Below are 19,278 nucleotides of genomic sequence, written 5' to 3'. Positions count from 1 at the left end.
GAAGTCAGCCGCCGAGCCGGGCCGCGGGCACGCCGAGCGCCGCGCAGGACGCCTCGACCAGCTCGCCGTACTCGACCGGCCGCGGCAGGACGCCCTGGTCCAGGGCGTACGCCGCCGCCCGCGCGACCGGTCCGCGCAGCGCGGCGAAGCCGACGGGGTGCAGGTCCACCGGCGCGTCGCCGCGCGGTCGCGCCGCGATCACCTCGCGCATCGCGTCGTACGCCGCGCACACGGCGGCGGAGTGCTCCCGCGCCGCCTGCTCGGTGACGCCGAGCACGTGGTTGACCGGGGCGAAGCCGGTGGCCCGCGACCACTCGGCGGCGGCCTCGTACGCGCCGGGGATCGCGGTGCGGATCCGGTCGTCGGCGGGGAGCTCGTTGCCCATGATCCCGAAGTCGAGGCGTCCGGCCAGGAAGTCGTCCTGGAGCTTGGCGCCCGCCGGGGCCCGGGTCACGAACTCCGGGTCCCGCGCCTCCTCGACGTGGGCGCCCTCGTAGGTCACCCAGTCGACGGCGCGCAGGTCGACGCCGTACTGCTCGGCCAGGAAGCCGCGCATCCACACGCCGGTGGTCTGGCTCCACGACCGGACGCCGGCGCGGCGTCCCTCGATGTCGGCGACCGTCAGCGCGCCGATCGTCACGAGCGTCTGGTGCTGGAAGCGGCCCAGCGCGGTGACCGGCAGCAGCACGACCGGCTTGCCGTGCGCGACGGCCTGGAGCAGCGTCACGATCGCCAGCTCGGCAAGGTCCACCGCCTGGTCGTTCACGAAGCTCTTCGACGCCTTGTGGACGGGTTTGACGGCCAGCCGCTCGGCGCCCGTGGCCCCGACCGCGGCCCGCGCCAGGTCGTCACGTCCGATGACGAGTTTCATTCGCTGCCTTTCGCGTGGTGCCGCTCGCGGTGCTGCCGCAGCAGGTCGGCGCCGTAGTCGTTGCCGTTGGGGGTGCGCACGACGGTGTGGATGTGGTGCCGCATCGGCTCGTCGTTGTCGAACATCACGCCCCACTGGTGCTCGAACTCGACGAGGAGCACGGGGCTGTGCAGGCGGTAGTAGAAGACGTCCGCGGGGTCGCCGGCCCAGCCGAAGAAGGTCTCCTGCCCGAGCACCTCCGCCATGCGCAGCTCGGCGTGGCCCTCCCCCGCGCGGCCGACGTACAGGTCCAGGAGGTCGACGGCGGTCTCGCGCTGCTCGATGGTCAGCTCGCTGAGCGGCAGGCCCGCGTAGTCCATCTCCCAGTTGTCGCGGAACGCCCCGGCGTACAGGCCGCGGGGTAGCTCGCCGGCGATGACGGCGCGGTCGCGCTGGGCGTCGGTCAAGCCGGTGAACAGCGCGCGGCCGATGGCCTCCTCGCGGCGGAACGCGACCGTCCCGGCGTACTTCCCGGCCTCGGCGACCACCGGCTCGGCGCCCAGGAACGTCGGGGTCAGCACCATCTGGTCGCCGACGAAGACGCAGTTGACGTTCACGTGGTGGCCGTCGATCTGCCAGCCCCAGGGGCCGCCGTCCTCCGGCTCGCCGTAGAGGCTGAACCAGTACATCCACTCGTTGAGCAGGTGCTCCTCGCCGCGCAGCTCGCCGACCGTGAGGTTGAGGTGCATCAGGTCGACGACCTGCTGGTAGCCGTAGGGGCTGAGGCTCCGGCGCAGGATCGTCATGATCGCGCGGCGCGCGGGCTCGCCGAGGTCCTCCATGCACAGGCCGTGGCGCAGGAAGTAGCGGGCCCCGTTGGCCCAGTGCCGCCACGTCACGTCGTCCATCGGGAACCGGCCCTCCGCCAGCTCCTTGGGCGTGAGCAGGGCGAGGTAGTCCTCGGCGGCCCTGCGCTGCGGCTCGACGTCCAGGCCGGTGGCGCGCAGCGGGAACAGACCGGGCCGGATCCCCGCGGACGTCGCCACGCCGCGGAACGGCTCGGCGGCGGCCTCGCGGCGCCACGCCACCTTCTCCAGCAGCTCGGGCGTCCACTCGTCGGGTTCGCGGGTGTACGCGCCGGTGCGGTGCCGCATCCCGATCCCGGGCCTCACTCCGACCATCGGGCCGCTCCTTCCTCGATCGCGGCGACGTCGACGGGCGCCCGCACCAGCTCCTGCTCGACGGCGTACCGGCCGCCGATCTCCAGCGCCTTCGCGAGCTCGTCGCTCCACCCGGCGCCCACGGGCGGCTCGGCGTCCGCGGTCGCCGCCTTCAGCGCGGCGTAGATCTCGTCCACCGCCTCGGGGTCCTCCTCCAGGACGGCGTCCCGGACGACGACGACATGGTTGACCGGGACGGTGCCGTGGCGTTCCACCCAGGCGCGCCCGGCCGCCTCGGCGTCCTCGATCAGCGGCACGAGGCCCGCGCCCTGCCCGCCGGCGGCGCGCGGGCCGAGCACGGCCGCCGCCACGTCGCCCGCCTTCAGCAGGTCCGCGACGCTCGCCGCGTCCGACCGCTCGACGTAGGGCGGCTCGGTGTACTGCGCGACGTGCGGCTCCTCGGTGGTGACCCAGGTGACGTCGGCGGCGTCCACGCCGTACTCCTCGCGCAGCAGGCCGCGCACCCACAGGCCGGTGGTCTGGCTGTAGGAGCGGACGCCGACCCGGCGGCCCCGGAGCCCGTCCGGCGGAAGGGCCGGCGCGTCCGGGAGGCGGGTCAGCGACCGGTGGTGGGTGCCGCCGATCATGACGACCGGCAGCAGGGTCACCGGCACGCCGCTGTCCCTGGCCTGGAGGTACGTCGCGAGCGCCAGCTCGCAGACGTCGAACTCCAGCCTCCGCACCATCCGCGCGAACGCGGCGTACAGCGGCTTGACCTCGACGAACTCGTGCCCCGGAAGGTCCTTGACGGCGCGGACGCGGGGGTAGTCGCCCAGCACGATCCTCATCAGACGTCCTCGCCGTACCAGAGGCGCCGGTACGGGACGCTCAGCACCTCGCGCGTGATCCGCACGTCGATCACGAAGGGGCGCGGGTCGGCGACGTACTCGGCGACGGCGGCCTCCAGCTCCGCCGCGCTCCGCACGGTCGCGCCACCGCCGCCGAGGGCCTGCGCCACCCCGCCCAGCTCGGGGTTCGGGATGATCGCCAGGTCCTTGGTGAGGCCCTTGGCGCCGAGCTTGTGGTACTCGGCGCCGAGACCCTCGTCGTTCATGACGACGACCAGCAGCGGCAGGCCGTAGCGGCACGCGGTCTCGAACTCCGGGAGGTGCATCAGGAAGCTCGCGTCGCCCTCGACCACGAACGCGGGCCGCCCGGTCGCCACGATCTGGCCGATGGTCAGCAGCGGCGCCTGGCCGATCGCGCCGAACATGCCGTAGTTGGACGTCACCTGGCGGGACCGCTGGAAGAGCATCGTGCCGAAGTCGGTCTGGTGGCCGCTGCCGAGCACGAGGTCGAACTCCCCGGGCATCGCCGCGTCCAGCACCTTGATCGCCTCGCGGGGGTCGATGCGCCCGGGCTCGTCGACGTAGTCGATCGGGGCGTCGAGCCAGCCGGTCAGCCGGCTCCTCGTCTCGGCGGTGTGGAAGCCCTCCACACGCGTCGTGCCGAGGGCCCGGTTCAGCTCGGTGAGCGCGGTGACCGCGTCGGCCTGGACGTAGCAGTCGGCGGGCCTGCCGGTGCCCATCACGACGTTCGGCGCCGTGTCGATCTGCACGTAGCGGGCCTCGGGATAGAGGTAGCCGTGCTCGGTGGTGTAGTGGTTCAGGCTCGCGCCGACCGCGACCACGCAGTCGGCCTCCTGGAGCAGCTCCTGCGCGGGCTTGCTGCCGAACAGGCCGGACAGCCCCACGTGGTACTCGGTGCGGTCGCACAGCCAGTTCTTGGCCTGGAGCGTCGTGGCGAGCAGCGCGCCGGTCCTCGCCTGGAGCTCCAGGATCTCCTCGCCGGCCCCGGCGCGGCGGGCGCCCCGTCCCGCGATGACGACGACGCGCTTGCTGCCCTCGATCAGCGCGCGAGCGGCCTCGATCGCGGCCGGGTCGGGCAGCGGCCGGGACGCCGGGAGCAGGTCGGACGACGGGATGTAGTCGCCCGGCTCGTACGCCTGCACCTGCACGTCGATCGGCGCGCTCAGCATGACCGGCCGGTTCTCGGTGCGGGCCAGGTAGAAGGCGCGCTGCACGGCCTCCTCGGCCTGGTCCGCCTTCGACAGGTGGACGAAGCCGCACTCGATGGCGGCGGCGAACCGGCGCTGGTCGAGGTACTGCACCGCGCCCTCGTCGCCCCACGCGGTCTCGCCGCAGAACGCGACCAGCGGGGTCCCGGCGCGGCTCGCGCACAGCATCGAGGTGGCGAGCTGCGAGACGCCGGGACCGCTGGTGGTCGTGACGACGCCCGGCCGTCCCGCCGCCCGCGCCCAGCCGTCGGCCATGCCGAGGCCGGAGCCCTCGTGCCGGACCTCGTAGAGGCGGACGCCGCGCTGGGCGAGCGCGTCCATCCAGTGCATGTTGGCGTCGCCCATCATGCCGAAGACGTCGGTCGTGCCCTCCCTGACGAACGCCTCGGCCATCGCCTCGTAGGCCTTCACTCCGCCACCCCCCGGGACTCCAGGCGGGCGAACACCCGCCGCGCGTTGCCGCCGTAGACCGCCGCGCGGTCCCCGGCGGTCATGTCGATGCCGTCGAGCAGGAACTTCACGTCGTCGAAGTTGCGGCCCGTCTCGGGGTCCACGCCGCGGACGGCGCCGATCATCTCCGAGGCGAACAGCACGTTCCCCGCGGGGACCACGTCGAGCAGCAGTTCCAGGCCGCGGCGGTGGTAGACGCAGGTGTCGAAGAAGACGTTGCCGAGCACCGCCTCCTCCAGGGGCGGCAGGCCCCGGTCCTGCATGACGCCCCGGTAGCGTCCCCAGTGGTAGGGCACCGCGCCGCCGCCGTGCGGGATCACGAACCGCAGGCCGGGGAACTTCTCGAACAGGTCCGACGTGCAGAGCTGCATGAAGGCGGCGGTGTCGCCGGCGAGGTAGTGCGCGCAGGTGCCCTGGAGGGCGTCGTTCCGCGACATCGCCACGTGGACCATCGCGGGGACGTCGAGCTCGACCATCTTCTCGTAGAGCGGGTAGTAGACCGTGTCGGTCAGCGGCGGGGCCTGGTAGTAGCCGTCCGACGGGTCGGGGTTGAGGAGGCAGCCGACGAAGCCGAGCTCCTCCACGCAGCGCTCCAGCTCCTCGACCGAGTTGCGGACGGACGCGGCGAGCGCCTCGCCCGGCGACTGCGGAAGCTGGCAGACCCCCGCGAACCGGTCGGGGAAGAGCCCGCAGACCCGGCCGATCAGGTCGTTGGCGACCCGGGACCAGTCGAGGCTGGTGCGCTCGTCGCCGTAGTGGTGCGCCATCTTGCCGGCGCCCGGAGAGAAGAGCGTGAGGTCGGTGCCGCGCTCGTTCTGCAGCTTCAGCTGGCCGTTCCCGATGGCGGCGCGGATCTCGTCATCGGTGATCTCCAGCTCGTCCGGGCTTACCCGCACGCCCTCGCCGAAGGCCTTGATCTGCCGCTCGCGCCAGTGCCCGAGGGCCTTCGGCGCGGTGGTGAAGTGGCCGTGGCAGTCGATGATCAACGCGCTCGCCCTCCCCCGGCGCGGCCGGTCAGCTCGCGGCCCCGGTCGAGGCCCGGATACGAGCGCACGGGGGCGGACATCAGGAAGCGGTAGCCGTCCTTGATGACCTCCTCCACGTTGCCGGCGGTCACGTGCGGATGGCCGACGGCGACGCCCCGCTCCCCGCAGACGTCGAGGACGCGGCGCTTGGCGTCCAGGACCTTCGGGTGCTCGTACTGGCGGGGCACGCCGAGCTCCTGGCTCAGGTCGCCCTCCCCGATGACGACCAGCCCGATCCCCGGGACCTGGTCGAGGATGGCGGCGAGGTTCCCGATCCCGAGCTGATCCTCGATCATCAGCGCGACGAGGATCTCGCCGTCCGGGTCCAGCGGCCAGACGTCGCTCTTCGCGTAGTACTCGGCGTTGGTCAGGCCCCAGTAGCGGGCCGCGGCGGCCGGGCTGTCCCCGCGCACGCCCGCCGGCTCGTAGCGCGGCGCGTCCGGCGGCCGCGGGTAGCGGCAGGCCGCGACCGCGTTGCGGGCCTCGTCCACCGTCGTGATGTGCGGCCAGACGATGCCGTAGGCGCCGAGGTCGAGCGCCTGCTTGGCGTGCCACTGCCCCTTCTCCGCGCCGTTGACGGGGATGCGCACGAGCGGCGTCACCGCCGGGGCGAGGTCGCCCGCGGTCGCGATCTGCCTGCGGTTCAGCAGGTACTGGAGGCTGTCCTTGAGGCCGACGACGTCCCAGGGCTTGTGCTCCATCTCGAAGACCAGGCCGTCGTACCCGGCCGTCGCGAACTCCACGGCGGCGGCCGGGTCCGGTGGCGCGAAGCTCGCGAAGGCGTGCCGCCCCGCCTCCAGCTCGCGGACGATCCCGTTGAGCCCGGTCACGCCCTACCTCCTTGGCTGGAACGCTCCGCGAGCCTGCTCCACAGCGCCGCCCACCAGGCGCGGATCCGAGCGGCCGGCTTGGCCGGTGTGGCCGTTCCGGCTGGCGCGGCCGGCGCGGTCTTCGTGGCGGTTGCCTTGGGGGCCGTGGACAACCCGGCCGGTACCGCCGCGGCGGCCTCCGGTCCGGCGGGCGCGGCGCACCGCTCGACGAGCCGCGCGGCGAAGTCCTTGGTCATGCGGGAGACGACGACGCCGGCGCCCGCCTCGATCAGCGAGGTCAGCTTGCCGGTGAGCTGGACCTCGCCGTTCATGGCCACTCTGGAGCCGTTCCCGTCCTCGGCGACGTGGAAGGTCGCCTCGGCGGTGAAGCGGGTCGCGGCCTGGCCGTCCTTGCCGCGGGCCGTGAGCATCCCCCGGAGTGCGGTCTCGTCCAGCTCCAGGTGCACGCGGGCGCGGAACCTGACCCGGACCGCCCCGAACTTGACGACGAGCGCGCCGTCGAAGGACCCGTCGCCGTGCGCCTCGCCGAGTTCGGCGCCGGCGATGCAGGACACGACGTCCGGGGGGCTGGAGATGACCTCCCACACCCGCTCCGGCGGGCTCGGGACGTCGATCGTCTCGGTGATCGATATCAACGTGGAACCTCGGTCTCTACGCGGTGGCGTCGGTCGTCTGCAGCTCGGACGTGAAGAGGCCCCACAGGTCGTTGTAGAGCTCCGCGAACTCCGGCGACTCGACGAGGGAGCCGATGGTGCGGGGCCGCGCGAACGGCACGTCCAGGACCCGCCGGACCGTGCCGGGGCCGCTGGACATGACGATGACCTCGTCGGCGAGGTAGATCGCCTCGTTCAGGTCGTGCGTGACGAAGACGAGCGTGCCGTTCTGCTCCTCCCAGAGGTTGAGCAGGTCCTGCTGGAGCTTCAGCCGGGTGATGGCGTCCAGCGGGCCGAACGGCTCGTCCATCAGCACGATGGACGGGTCGTAGATGAGCGCCCGGGCGATCGACACGCGCTTCTGCATGCCGCCGGACAGCTCGCGGGGGTAGTGGTCCTCGAAGCCCGTGAGCCCGACCAGCCTCACCCAGTGGTCGACGCGCGCCTCGCGCTCCTCCTTCGGCACCTTGCGGAACTTCAGGGCGAGCCCGATGTTCGACCGCACGCTCAGCCAGGGCAGCAGGTTGGCCTGCTGGGTCACGTACGCCGCCGCCGAGTTGACGCCGGTGACGCGCTCGCCCGCGAAGTGGACCTCGCCCTCGGTCGGCGCGAGCAGCCCGGCCGCGAGGTTGAGGATCGTGCTCTTGCCGCACCCGGACGGCCCGATCACGGCGACGAACTTGCCGCGCCCGACCTGGAGCGAGACGTCCTCGATCGCCGCCCGGCGCGCCCCCGGGAACCGGAGCGTGACGTCCTCGAAGCGGAGGGCCTCCGCATGGGGGTTGGTCGACATCGTTCCCCTCCTGGTACCCCGGTCGGATTGTCCGACAAGCGATGCGAGGAACGTAACATGTCAGACACCTCACAGCAAGGATCTCGCTGGAAAGGGGGCACAATGGACGTAGGGCTCCCGCGAGCACCTGAGAGATTGTTGGACAATAGCTCCGCGTCGTCTGAACGTGAGCTACATGCGAAGCGCCCAGACGGCCCGTCCTGGCCGAGTACGCCAAAAAGCCGGGCGCCGCGCTGTACAGCGCGGCGCCCGGCAGGAGAACGTCGTGGTCGGTCACATCACGGCGGGCGACGCCGCCGGGCGGCTACCCCTTCACGGGGTCGGAGCCGGCGTTCTTGACGATCTGGTCGCCGGGGCGCAGCGACTCCCAGAGCGAGCCTTTGACGCGGATCTTCCTGGTCTTGCCGTCGCTGAAGGCGACCTCGACGTAGTGGTAGAGATTCGACCCGTCCGGCATGTTGCGGGACTTGGCGGTGACGACGCCTTCCCATGCCTCGTCCTTGCGCGTCCGGCGCGACCTGAACATCCGACCTGCCTCCGTGTGCGGCTCTCATTTCCCCTGATGACGCTAGTGAGACGGCGGGTCCGGGGCCTCGGCCGCGTGTCGGGTCTTCGAGGTGCGACTTCAGGCTGACGGGCGGGGGCGGACGATACCGAGGTCGTAGGCCATCACCACGGCCTGGACGCGGTCGCGGGCGCCGAGCTTGCGCAGGACGGCCGAGACGTGGGTCTTCACGGTCGCCTCCGCGAGGCCCAGATGCCGGGCGATCTCGGCGTTGGACGCGGCCCGGGCGACCAGCGCGAGCACCTCTGCCTCGCGCTCGGTGAGCTCGGCCAGCCGGTCCGGTGAGGCGGGCTCGTTCGGCTGGACGGCCACGAACCGGTCGAGGAGTCGGCGGGTGGCGGTCGGGGCCAGGAGCGCCTCACCCCGGGAGACGACCCGGACGGCCTCGGCCAGCTCGGGCGGGCGGACGTCCTTGAGCAGGAAGCCGCTCGCCCCGGCCCGCAGCGCGGCGTAGAGCGGCTCGTCCAGGTCGAACGTGGTCAGGATGACGACCTTCGGCGGGTCGGCGGCGGCGGTGATCCGCCGGGTCGCGGTGACGCCGTCGGTGCCGGGCATCCGCACGTCCATCAGGACGACGTCGGGGCGCAGCCGTGCGGCCTCCCGGACGGCCTCGTCGCCGTCGGCCGCCTCGCCGACGACCTCCAGGTCCTCGCGGGCGTCGAGGATCATGCAGAAGCCGGCCCGGACCAGGTCCTGGTCGTCGGCGACGAGCACCCTGATGGTCATGGCGGCCCTCCCAGCGGCAGCCGGGCGCGGACGCGGAACCCCCCGGCCGGGTCGGGTCCCGCCGCCAGCGACCCGCCGAGCGTCGCGGCGCGCTCGCGCATGCCGGCGATGCCCTGGCCCGTTCCAAGACCGGGCGGGCGGCCGCCGCCGGTGCCGTCGTCGCGGACGTCGATGGTCAGCTCGCGGTCGGTGGCGGCGACGGTGATGTCGGTGGTGCTGGCGCGGGCGTGGCGCAGGGTGTTGGTGAGCGACTCCTGCACGATCCGGTAGGCCGACAACTCGACTCCCGGGGGCAGCGTCCGGTCGTCCAGTCCCTCGGCGTGCAGCGTCACGCGCAGCCCCGCCGCGGCGAGGGGCCTGGTCAGGACGTCGAGGTCGGCGAGGCCCGGCGGAGGCGCCGCGGGGACGTCGGCGTCGAGGGCGGACTCGCCGTCCAGGGACCGGACGGTGCGCAGGAACGTGCGCAGTTCGGCGAGCGCCTCCCTGCCGGAGGTCTCCAGGTCGCGCAGCGCCTGGCGGGCCCTGGCGGGGTCGGCGTCGAACACGTCGTCCGCCGCGGCCGCCTGGACGACCATGACCGAGACCGTGTGGGCGAGGACGTCGTGCAGCTCGCGGGCGATCCGGGCCCGCTCCTCCAGGACGGCGCGCCGCGCCTCGGCCTGGCGCTGGGCGGAGCGGGCCCGTCCGAGCGCTCCCCAGCTCCAGGCGAGCAGCGCGGCGGCGGGCCATAGCAGTGCGTGCAGGGCGTGCCCGGTCGCCCACGGCAGGACGACGGCGGGGACGAGCGCCCCCGCCAGCCCCCACAGGGACTCGCGAGCGGGACGGATCCATGCGAAGGTGCTCACGACGACCAGCGCGATGCCGAGCCCGGCGTCCGGATACAGGTACTGGATCCCGGCTCCGGCGGCCAGCACCGCCGCGGTGACCGCCGCGGGACGCTCGCCCACCCACCAGACGGCGCCCGCCTGGACCATCAAGAGGGCGATCAGCGCGGCCCGTCCGAACTCGCCGGGAAGCCCGTGGGGCTGGACGAAGGCCAACGGCGCCAGCAGGACCAACGCGCACCCCACCAGCAGCGTGCGCCACCTCGCTGGCAGCGTCGCCTCGAACCGGTCCGGCACGATGACCGACGCTAGCAGCACGCGCATCCGGGCAGGCACCGCGGCGGCGTCCCGGAGCGAGGTGACGGCCAGGGCGAGGACGGTCATCGCGGTCAGGGCACCCCAGACCGGTACGAAGCTGTGGGTCACGTCCTTGAGCAGGCCGAGCAGGAACGGAGCCAGCACGACGGCGGTCTGGGTGACGGCCATGACGAGGCCGAGCGCGAACCCGGTGCGCCCCGGCGGCGCCGACTCGGCCGCGTGGGTGACCCAGGGCCCGTACCAGCCGATGCCGAAGAAGCCGAGCCAGGTGAACAGCGCGCAGGCGACCGCGGGCTCGTGCCCGGCGGGGGTCATCAGCACCGCCATCGCCGCGGCCGCGGCGACCATGCAGATCCGGACGGTGGCCTGGCGCCCCGGCCCGCGGCGGTCGCTCCAGGCCGCCAGGCAGACGCGTCCCGCGACGCCCGCCGCCTGCGAGGCGACGAGGACCAGGGCCGCCGGGCCCGCCGCGACGGACGCCGCCTCGTGCATGTAGAGCACGGTCAGGACGCCGATGCCGCTGTGCACCGAGACCAGGCAGACGCCGGACGCGACGATCTCGGCCATCGCCGGTTCGCGGAGCATCCGCAGCCGGGCACCGAGCCGCGAGCCCGGCGCGTCCGGCGGCTCCGGGGCGCGGCCGGCCCCGTCCCGGACGAGGTCCGGGACGGGTGGCCGGCGGTACAGGGCCATGAAGGCCACGGCCCCGGCCAGCGCGACGAGCCCGCCGGCCAAAAAGGTCGACCGCCAGCCGTGCGCGGCGGCCAGCGCGGGCATCACGGCCGCCGCGACGACGCCGCCCAGCGGCACGCCGGCCTGCCGGACGCCCATCGCCAGGCCCCGCTGGGACGTCCGGAACCAGGACGCCACCGACTTGCTGCCGCCGGGCTGGACGGTGCTGTACCCGGCGCCGACCATGAGCAGGACCACCAGCAGGAACACGTAGCCCTGCCCCAGGCCGCCCGCGCCCAGGCTCGCGGCGACGACGCAGGCCCCCGCGCCGACGACCCAGCGCTCGTCGTAGCGGTCCAGCAGCTCCCCCGCGACCAGCAGCCCGACCAGGGGGACCAGCTGGGACGCCGAGAGCAGGAGGCCCAGCTGAGCGGTGCTCAACTGCAAGTCCTCGCGCAGTTGGACGCCCATCGCCCCGATGCCCTGGACGAAGAAGCCGGAGGCGGCCTGGGTGAACGTCGCGACGCCCAGGACGGTCCACCTGTACCGCCAGGCGTCGCGGCCGGCCGTGCCGTCGCCGGCCGTGCCGTCCCGTGCCCGGCGGGACGGCGGGCCGGCGCCTCCGCGACCGGCGCCCCAGCGCGGCCGGAGCCGGGTCATGGGCGCCAGCACAGCGCGGGGTCGGGGTGGTCGGAGAACCCGAGGTCCCGGTAGAGCGGCTCGGCCTGCCGGGAGGCGTACAGGTCCACGCGGACGGCCTCGCGCTCCCGGAACCAGCGGAGCAGGTCGTCCATCAGGGCGCGGCCGTGGCCGCGCCGCCGGTGCGCCGGGTCGGTGACCACGCCGATGACGTGCCCGATCCGACCGTTGCGCGAGTGCGGGCCGGGGAACCACTGCTCGACGGTCCCGATGGCGCAGGCGGCCAGCGCGCCGTCGCGGTCGCCGTCCACGACCAGGATCCGCGTGTCGTCGTGCTTCAGCTTGTCCTTCAGGACGGCGGCCAGGGCGGCGCGCCAGTCGTCGCCCGCCGAGGAGGGGTTGAAGAAGTCGCCGCCGAGCTCGCCGAACAGGAGCGCCCGCAGGCGTACGAGCTCTGGGATGTCGTCGTCGGTTGCCGGCCGTACACCGGTGCGATCCGTCATGCGGGCCAGCGTGCGGTAAGGGGCTTGTGCACATCAACCCTTACATGGGGGGTTCGCTGGACCGGCCGCGCGGCCGGGCCGGAACGAGGGGGCGTCCGACCCGCGCCCTGCCCTATGATCACCTGGCCATGGCATCGTTGCGGTGACTCTCCGCCACCGGAACGAGGACCCGCGAGGAGAACAGTGCACCCCGACAACGCCGCCGTCGCTCTGATCCACGCCTTCTCGGGCCACGGGTGCACGGCCTACCTTGAGACCGCCGACTCGCTCATCATCCGCTTCCCCGAGGGCGACAAGGGCTCGGTGAACATCGCGGAATGGCGGCTGTTCGCCGGCCGCACTCCCCCGCATGCCCTTCCGGGATACGCCGCCCAGTGGGCCCAGGCGGTGGTCCTCAAGCAGCGGACCAAGAGGGCCGGTTCCGCGGCCCAGCCCTCGTGGGGCGCCCCGCCTCCCGCCCCGTCCCCGCCTCCCGCCCCGTCCCCGTCCCCCGCCCCGTCCCCGTGGACTCCAGGAGCCGCGCCCGCGCCGCAGGCACAGCGGCCCCCCGCCGGGCAGGGCGCGGGGACGTCCGAGATCGGGCGGATGATCGAGGCGGGGACCCTGCGCGTCCGGCTCTACCCGTCCGACGCGTTCGACCAGCCGCCCGGCCTGCGCGAGGCGATGCTCATCCGCCCGCTGGCGCAGGGCCTGGTCCAGGCCGTCGCCGAGGACCTCCCCGACACGATCCGCCCGGTGAACCGGACCGAGCTCGGCGGCGTCCCGGAGAGCGAGGCCTTCGCCGCCGGCCTGCGGGCCGCGATCGAGAAGGAGGAGCACTACACCGAGCGCAAGGAGTACGGCGGCGTCCCGATGGTCATCATCGGCGGGCAGCACCGGTACGTCGGGGCGCACGTCCATGTCCTGGGCCGGCACGTGCGGCCCGGACGGGTCGGCGCCCTGGTCGCGTTCCCCCTGCCGGAGTACGTCTTCGTCCACGAGATCGGGGAGACGGTGATCTTCCAGGCGATGGACATCATGCAGCGGCTCGCCCAAACGTTCGCCGGGGACGGCGAGAAGCCGATCTCCGCGCAGCTCTACTGGTGGCGCCCCGGCGCCTACGAGCGGCAGCCCGAGCAGCGGGCGCTCGCCGGCGGCCAGGTCCCCGACCTGCGCGCCGTGGGCGTCGACATGGAGCACAACGGCGACCAGGTCAACGTCAAGACCCACAACGACACCACGATGGAACTGATCGACCTCTGGACCCGCGAGCAGAAGATCCCGCAGCGCTGACCGGCGGGACGCCCGGCCTGGCCGGGAAACCACTACCCTGTCCCGCATGCCCGGTGGCGAGCAGGAGAGCGCACCCCGCGGGATCGACACCACGACCCCGCACATCGCGCGCATCTACGACTACTGGCTGGGTGGCAAGGACAACTTCGCCGCCGACCGGGCCGCCGCCGAGCGCGTCATGGCGGCGACTCCGACGATCAAGCCGGGCGTCACCGCGAACCGGGCGTTCCTGCGCCGGGCCGTCCGGACGCTGGCCCGGCAGGGCGTCACCCAGTTCCTCGACATCGGCACCGGCATCCCCACCGCGAACAACACGCACATGGTGGCGCAGGCCGAGGACCCCGGCAGCCGCGTCGTCTACGTCGATAACGACCCGATCGTCCTCGTGCACGCGCGGGCCCTGCTGGCGGGGGTCACGGCGCCGACCTCGTTCGTCGACGCCGACCTCCGCGACACCGGCCGGATCCTCGACGAGGCCGCGCGGCTGCTCGACCTCGGCCGCCCGGTGGCGCTGCTGCTGATCGCCGTGCTGCACTGCGTCCCCGACGACGAGGACCCGCGGGCGATCGTCCGCACGCTGATGGACGCCCTCGCGCCCGGCAGCTTCCTGGCCGTCACCCACCCGGGCGTCGACCAGATGCCCGAGCAGATGGCCGCCGCAGAGGACGCGCTGACCAAGGCGATGGGCTTCAAGGTGACCTTCCGGACGCGCGAGGGCGTCACCGCGTTCTTCTCGGGGCTCGATCTGCTCGACCCCGGTGTCGTGCCGGTTCAGGACTGGCGCCCCGACGACGGCGACGCGCCGCCGTCCGCCACCACGGGCATGTGGGGCGGCGTCGCCCGCAAGCCCTGACGGACGGCCGGGCGTTCAGAGGTTGGCGGCCGTCAGGCCCACCAGGCAGACGGCGCCCAGTGCCGTCGCCGCGCCGGCCATCAGGTAGCGGGTGAACCGGCCCAGCTGGCGATCGGTGAACAGGTACAGAAGCCCCCAGGGAAGGGGAACCAGGAAGAGCAGCCCCAGGGCGGGCAGGGCCAGCGTGGACAGGCGGCCCTTCGCGTCCGTCGGGCGCGCCCGCTCGCCGTCGGGCCTGAGCTGGGCCGGGAAGGTCTCGCCCTCGTCGGACTCGGGAGGCAGCCCCACAGTGCGGGTGGCCGCGGCGCGGTCGTCGGAGACGAAGCGGCCGCGGCAGTCGGTGCGCGAGTGCTTGCCGGAACCGTAGTGGATACATCGTTCCACCGTGGCCGTGCCCGGTGTGCCGGTGAGGCCGAACGCCAGGCGCGCGTCCGCGAGGCCGAAGACGAGGGGAAGCAGGGCGACGACGAGCCAGAGGCCGATCGCGACGAGCGCGCCGGCAGGGCTCACCTTGCGTTGTGACATTCGCGTCCTTCGTACGAGGGGAGCCCCGGCACCTGCTTCGACGCCCGCGGACGCGATCTCGTTCACAACGCGCCGGTTACGGGACGCCGGCGCTCGCCGCCCTGTGACACCTGAGGGCGGTGGCGCAGGTCACAGGGCACCGGCCGTCACAGGGCTCGGGCCACCGGCGTCTCGTGGTCGTCAGGACGCCGCGCGGCCGGTCCGCGCGGCACGCACCACGAGTGAGGACGAAGTCATGGCAACCACGAGGGCGCAGGCCCCGGCGGCCGCGCCGCGCCGCTGGGCCGCGCTGTTCTTCATCGCGCTGGCCCAGCTCATGATCGTTCTGGACGCCACCGTCGTGAACATCGCCCTGCCGTCGCTCCAGCGGGATCTGGGGATCTCCGACGGCGACCGGCAGTGGATCATCACCGCCTACACGCTGGCGTTCGGCAGCCTGCTGCTCGGCGGCCGGATCGCCGACCGCGCCGGCCGCAGGCGGACCTTCCTCGTCGGCGCGCTCGGCTTCGCCGGGGCGTCGGCGCTCGGCGGCGCGGCGACCGGCTTCGAACTGCTGCTGGTCGCCCGCGCGCTGCAGGGGGCCTTCGCCGCGCTGCTCGGACCGTCCGCCCTGTCGCTGCTGACGGTGACGTTCACCCGGGCCGAGGACCGCGCCAAGGCGTTCGGGGTCTGGGGCGCCATCTCCGCCGCGGGCGGCGCGGTCGGGCTACTGGCCGGCGGGGCGCTGACCGACTACCTGGACTGGCGCTGGTGCCTGTACGTCAACATCCCGCTCGCCCTCGTCGCGGCGGTCGGCGCCACCGCGCTGGTGGCGGAGTCGCACCGCACCGGCAAGGCCCGCCTCGACCTTCCCGGCGTGCTCCTCGTGACCACCGGGCTGGTCGCCGTCGTGTACGGGACGAGCCGCGCCGAGTCCGACGGCTGGGACTCGCCGCGGACCATCGGCCTGCTGGCCGCCGGCGCGGTGCTGCTCGCGGTGTTCGCGCTCGTCGAGCGCCGGACGGCGGGGCCGCTGCTGCCGCCGCACGTGGTCGCCGACCGCACCCGCGGCGGCGCCTACCTGACCGTGGGCATCGCCGTCATCGGGATGTTCGGCGCGTTCCTCTTCATGACCTACTACCTCCAGGCCGTCAAGGGCTACTCGCCGATCCGGACGGGCGTGGCCTTCCTCCCGATGGTCACCACGGTCCTGGTCTCGGCCGCCGGGCTCACCACCCGGCTGCTGCCGAGGGTTCCCCCGCGCGCGCTGATCGTCCCCGGCATGCTGATCGTCGCCTGCGGCATGCTGTGGATGCTCACCCTGGAGCCCGGTACCCCCTACGCGCGCGGCGTCCTGATCGCGGGACTCCTCCTCGGCTTCGGCTCCGGCCTGATCATGCCGACGGCCCTCAACTACGCCACCCACGACATCGACCCGAACGCGGCCGGCGTCGCCTCGGCCTGCGTCAACACCGCCCAGCAGATCGGCGGCTCGATCGGCACCGCCCTGCTCAACACCATCGCCACCACCGCCACGGCCGACTACCTCGCCTCCCACGGCGCGACCCCGGCCATCGCCCGGCAGGCGGCCGTGGAGGGCTTCGGGACGGCGAGCGCCTGGGCCGCAGGGATCATCGTCGTCGGCGCCCTGATCGTCGCCGTCCTGATGAACACCTCCCGCCCCGACATCCGGCCCGCCGCGGAGGAGGCGGCGGATCCCGAGACACTGGTCGCCCACTGAACGCCGGGTACGGGATGATCTGTGCCGTGCACGAGGACGGTGGCCGACACGGGCGCGGCCAGTACACGCTGGCGGACACGGAGCACGGCACCGTCTGGGGGACGTGCACCGCCGTGGACGGGCTCTTCGAGGAGCCCTGGCACGAGACGTACGAACTGGTCGACTGGGAACCGCAGGGCGCCGAGGTGCGGGGCTGGATCAGCCGCCGCGTGTGGCTGGTGCCGGAGGACGAGGCACTCGGTCCCTGGCTGCTGGAAGACGTGGAGAGTCTTGGGCGGCATTCCGGAAGCCTCGTGCTGACCGGCTCGGACGACTACGAGGGTCCGCCCGAGAGCTACGACGGTCTGGTCCGCGCGCACGACGAGCAACGATGGCTGGGCTCGTGCCGGGCAGTGGTCCGCGTCCTGCCGCCCGAGCGGACGGTGCCGCGGCTCGTCCTGCGCGAGCTCACGCCGAGTAACGAGCTGCGCGCGGTGCTGGCGAAGGGCACCCGGCGGGCGCTGAACCTGGAGGAGGTGGCCCTGAAGATACGGGACCGCCAAGGCGCGCCGCTCACCGAGCGGCTCCTGTGGGCCAGCGTCGGCGGCTGGCGCCGCTCCCGCGACGGAAGGGACGTGATCGATCTCGAACTCGAAGGGACGCTCTTCGCCCCGGTTCCGGACCACGCCCGGCCCGTCTGGGAGCGGTGGCTCGCCGGCGCGCCGGGCACCGAAGGCGCTTGGGCCGACCTCGACACGCGCCGTCGGGGGGTCTGGCTCGCCCTCGTGCGGGAGCGGTCCGGTCGGCGCGCCCGCGCCGACCGGCCGGCCGGTCACGCCTACGTCCTCGACGGCCGGCACGCGACCGACGAACCGGGGCTCTACCTGGCGCTCGGCGAGGCGGTGAACGGGCCGGGCGGCTACTTCGGCGGCGGGCTCGACGCCCTCGACGACTGCCTGCGCGGCAGGTTCGGATACACCGCCCCCGCGACCCTGCTCTGGCGGGACGCCGCGACCGCGCGCGAGCACCTGTCCGACCGGTTGACCCCGGAGGGGCGGCCCTTCGACCTGTTCGCCGAGGTCCTGGACGTCCTGGCGCGAGGCGGTATGAACGTCACTCTCGCCTGACGCGATCCCGCCGTGGACGCCGACGGGTGCGGGCGGCCCGCAGGTCCTGACGTGTCAGTCGCTCGCCCGTGCCGTCCGCTGCCGGGTCTTGCGCGGGGCGGCCTGGCGGTCGAAGCGCGCGAGCAGGAGCGCCGTCTGGAGGCTGAGGTCGCCTCCGGTGTGGTCGAACAGGTCGGTCTCGATGTCCTCCAGCGCCACGGCCGGCCCGCCCGCGCGCAGCGCGGTGACCCGGTCCGCGAGCGGGTAGGCGCGCCCCTGGTCGTCCCGCGCCTGGAGCAGGCCGAACGTGTGCAGGAGCAGCCGGTCGTCGGGACGCAGCGGGACGGTCGTCGTCTCGCACCACTGGTCGCCGAGGTCGAGCAGGGTCAGCGGCGGGTAGGCCGGCAGGGGGTCGAGCGGCGAGACCCGCCCCTCGCGGAGCAGGAGAGGCGGCGGGTTCCCGCAGCACACCAGCTCGGCGTGGTCGTCGTGGACGGTGAGCAGCAGGGCGGTGACGAACTCCTCGTCGCCCAGCTCCGGGAGGAGCGCGGAGCGCATCCGCTCGACCAGGCCCGGCAGGCTCGGTTCGTTGGGCGCGAGCTGCCGGAAGGCGCGGAGCGCGCCGGCCGCGGTCCGCTCGGCGGTCTCGGGCGGGCCGAGGACGTCGCCGACGAGGATGCGGGTGCCGAAGGGCGTGGGCAGGACGGCGTCGAGATCGCCCTTGATCCGGGGCGTGGCCGGAAGGCGGCAGCTCTCCGTGCGCACCGTTCCGCCGCGCTGGGGGATGGTGTGCGTGGCCGTGCCCGTCCCGTACTCCTCGCGGAGGATGTCGGCCAGGACGTCGGGCGTGGACTCCGGCGTGGTGCTGTCCAGGCACAGCCGTTCCATCGTGCCGAGGTAGATGTCGACCTCGTCGGGCTTGTCCAGGTACAGCGCGCCGACGAGGTTCTCCAGGTAGACGACGTCGGGCACGTCCGGCTCGGGGAAGCGGAGGATGCTGAACGCGCCGCCCTCCGCGACGTGGCCGCCGAACCGGAACGGCATGACCTGGATCGTGGTGCGGGGCCGGCGGCACAGGGCGATGAGGTGCTCCAGCTGGCCGCGCATCGTCGCGGGGCCGCCGAGCGGGCGGCGCAGCGCCGTCTCGTCGATGACGGCCCACAGCCAGGGGGCATCGGGTTCGGAGAGGCGCACCTGGCGGCGCAGGCGCAGGTCGACCCGTTGCTCGATCTCGGCGGCGGACGCGTCGGGGTTGCCCTGCCGGATGACCGCGCGGGCGTAGTCGGGGGTCTGGAGCAGCCCGGGGACGAACTGGATCTCGTAGGTCCGGATGAGCGACACCGACTCTTCGAGCCCGACGTAGTTCTGGAACCAGGAGGGCAGCACGTCGCGGTAGCGGTGCCACCAGCCCGGCGTGTTGGCCTCGCGCATCTTCTCCAGGACGGAGTCGCGCTGCGCCTGGTCGGTCACGCCGTACAGGGTGAGCAGGTCGGCGACGTCCCGCTCCTTGAAGCCGACCCGGCCGAGCTCCATCCGGCTGATCTTCGACTCCGAGCTGCGGATGCTGTCGCCGGCCTCGTGGCGGGTCAGCCCGGCCGCCTCGCGGAGGCGCCGCAGCTCCTGGCCGAGGACGATGCGGAGGACGGTCGAGCCCGACGGGCGTTCGACGGTCACCTCCCACCTCCCCGGGCCGGGGCGGGCGCCGCGCAGCGGGCGCGGGCGGCGGCGGCGCGTGCCC

18 protein-coding genes and 1 pseudogene are annotated in these 19,278 nt (G+C 73.6%); 4 read left to right on the top strand and 15 right to left on the bottom strand.

The features are described 5' to 3' along the window. Positions 1-4 precede the first annotated feature (4 nt). From E1300_RS18105 to E1300_RS18050, 12 genes are all read right to left on the bottom strand, one after another. Positions 5-871: a hypothetical protein gene (locus tag E1300_RS18105; protein ID WP_131758197.1), complete on the bottom strand. Its 867-nt coding sequence runs from the start codon at positions 869-871 to the stop codon at positions 5-7. Then, on the bottom strand, positions 868-2,031 hold the full coding sequence (locus E1300_RS18100) for a DUF3500 domain-containing protein (protein WP_165502896.1): 1,164 nt from the start codon (positions 2,029-2,031) through the stop codon (positions 868-870). Before E1300_RS18100 ends, E1300_RS18105 begins: the two co-directional genes overlap by 4 nt. Next, positions 2,019-2,858, bottom strand: a complete 840-nt coding sequence (locus tag E1300_RS50120; protein ID WP_165502895.1) for a substrate-binding domain-containing protein — start codon at positions 2,856-2,858, stop codon at positions 2,019-2,021. The genes E1300_RS18100 and E1300_RS50120 overlap by 13 nt, the downstream gene beginning before the upstream one ends. Beyond that, positions 2,858-4,498, bottom strand: coding sequence for a thiamine pyrophosphate-binding protein (locus tag E1300_RS18095; RefSeq protein ID WP_131758195.1), 1,641 nt, complete (start codon positions 4,496-4,498; stop codon positions 2,858-2,860). The genes E1300_RS50120 and E1300_RS18095 overlap by 1 nt, the downstream gene beginning before the upstream one ends. Further along, the gene (locus E1300_RS18090; RefSeq protein ID WP_131758194.1) at positions 4,495-5,523 is read right to left on the bottom strand and encodes an amidohydrolase family protein; all 1,029 of its coding nucleotides are present in this window, start codon (positions 5,521-5,523) and stop codon (positions 4,495-4,497) included. The genes E1300_RS18095 and E1300_RS18090 overlap by 4 nt, the downstream gene beginning before the upstream one ends. Next, on the bottom strand, positions 5,520-6,392 hold the full coding sequence (locus E1300_RS18085; protein WP_131758193.1) for an HpcH/HpaI aldolase family protein: 873 nt from the start codon (positions 6,390-6,392) through the stop codon (positions 5,520-5,522). The genes E1300_RS18090 and E1300_RS18085 overlap by 4 nt, the downstream gene beginning before the upstream one ends. After that, positions 6,389-7,027: an SRPBCC family protein gene (locus E1300_RS18080; RefSeq protein ID WP_131758192.1), complete on the bottom strand. Its 639-nt coding sequence runs from the start codon at positions 7,025-7,027 to the stop codon at positions 6,389-6,391. The genes E1300_RS18085 and E1300_RS18080 overlap by 4 nt, the downstream gene beginning before the upstream one ends. Positions 7,028-7,043: 16 nt before the next feature. After that, complete coding sequence (locus E1300_RS18075) at positions 7,044-7,838, bottom strand: ABC transporter ATP-binding protein (protein WP_131758191.1); 795 nt, start codon at positions 7,836-7,838, stop codon at positions 7,044-7,046. 304 nt (positions 7,839-8,142) lie between these two features. Then, positions 8,143-8,364 carry a DUF7489 domain-containing protein gene (locus tag E1300_RS18070; protein ID WP_131758190.1) on the bottom strand — a complete coding sequence of 74 codons (222 nt, stop codon included), beginning with the start codon at positions 8,362-8,364 and terminating at the stop codon, positions 8,143-8,145. A gap of 99 nt (positions 8,365-8,463) precedes the next feature. Then, positions 8,464-9,129, bottom strand: a complete 666-nt coding sequence (locus E1300_RS18065; protein ID WP_131758189.1) for a response regulator — start codon at positions 9,127-9,129, stop codon at positions 8,464-8,466. Further along, the gene (locus tag E1300_RS51610) at positions 9,126-11,603 is read right to left on the bottom strand and encodes an MFS transporter (RefSeq protein ID WP_207399819.1); all 2,478 of its coding nucleotides are present in this window, start codon (positions 11,601-11,603) and stop codon (positions 9,126-9,128) included. The genes E1300_RS18065 and E1300_RS51610 overlap by 4 nt, the downstream gene beginning before the upstream one ends. After that, on the bottom strand, positions 11,600-12,085 hold the full coding sequence (locus E1300_RS18050; protein WP_131758188.1) for a GNAT family N-acetyltransferase: 486 nt from the start codon (positions 12,083-12,085) through the stop codon (positions 11,600-11,602). Before E1300_RS18050 ends, E1300_RS51610 begins: the two co-directional genes overlap by 4 nt. A gap of 183 nt (positions 12,086-12,268) precedes the next feature. On the opposite strand from E1300_RS18050, the gene E1300_RS18045 reads away from it, so the two are divergent. Beyond that, entirely contained in the window at positions 12,269-13,357 is a 1,089-nt protein-coding gene (locus E1300_RS18045) for a hypothetical protein (RefSeq protein WP_131758187.1), read from the top strand. Between the two features lie 46 nt (positions 13,358-13,403). Continuing rightward, positions 13,404-14,210, top strand: a complete 807-nt coding sequence (locus E1300_RS18040; RefSeq protein WP_131758186.1) for an SAM-dependent methyltransferase — start codon at positions 13,404-13,406, stop codon at positions 14,208-14,210. A gap of 15 nt (positions 14,211-14,225) precedes the next feature. Here the strand turns inward: E1300_RS18040 and E1300_RS18035 are convergent, their stop codons facing one another. Continuing rightward, positions 14,226-14,735: a hypothetical protein gene (locus E1300_RS18035; protein WP_131758185.1), complete on the bottom strand. Its 510-nt coding sequence runs from the start codon at positions 14,733-14,735 to the stop codon at positions 14,226-14,228. A gap of 235 nt (positions 14,736-14,970) precedes the next feature. Between E1300_RS18035 and E1300_RS18030 the strand changes: the two genes are divergently transcribed. Next, entirely contained in the window at positions 14,971-16,455 is a 1,485-nt protein-coding gene (locus E1300_RS18030; protein WP_131758184.1) for an MFS transporter, read from the top strand. A 26-nt stretch (positions 16,456-16,481) separates the two neighbouring features. Continuing rightward, entirely contained in the window at positions 16,482-17,561 is a 1,080-nt protein-coding gene (locus E1300_RS52555) for a barstar family protein (RefSeq protein WP_242619218.1), read from the top strand. 54 nt (positions 17,562-17,615) lie between these two features. Here E1300_RS52555 and E1300_RS52550 read toward each other — a convergent pair whose 3' ends face one another. Both E1300_RS52550 and E1300_RS52545 read right to left on the bottom strand, forming a co-directional pair. Then, positions 17,616-18,305, bottom strand: coding sequence for a PP2C family protein-serine/threonine phosphatase (locus E1300_RS52550; protein WP_242619223.1), 690 nt, complete (start codon positions 18,303-18,305; stop codon positions 17,616-17,618). 51 nt (positions 18,306-18,356) lie between these two features. Next, positions 18,357-19,175 (bottom strand): annotated as a pseudogene (locus E1300_RS52545) (Sco1979 family transcriptional regulator); the annotation flags it as partial. Positions 19,176-19,278 lie beyond the last annotated feature (103 nt).

It is taken from the genome of Actinomadura fibrosa (genome assembly GCF_900659615.1).
GTDB lineage: Bacteria > Actinomycetota > Actinomycetes > Streptosporangiales > Streptosporangiaceae > Spirillospora > Spirillospora fibrosa.
Note: the sequence above shows the minus strand (reverse complement) of the source record. Positions and strands in the feature narration are given on the sequence as shown.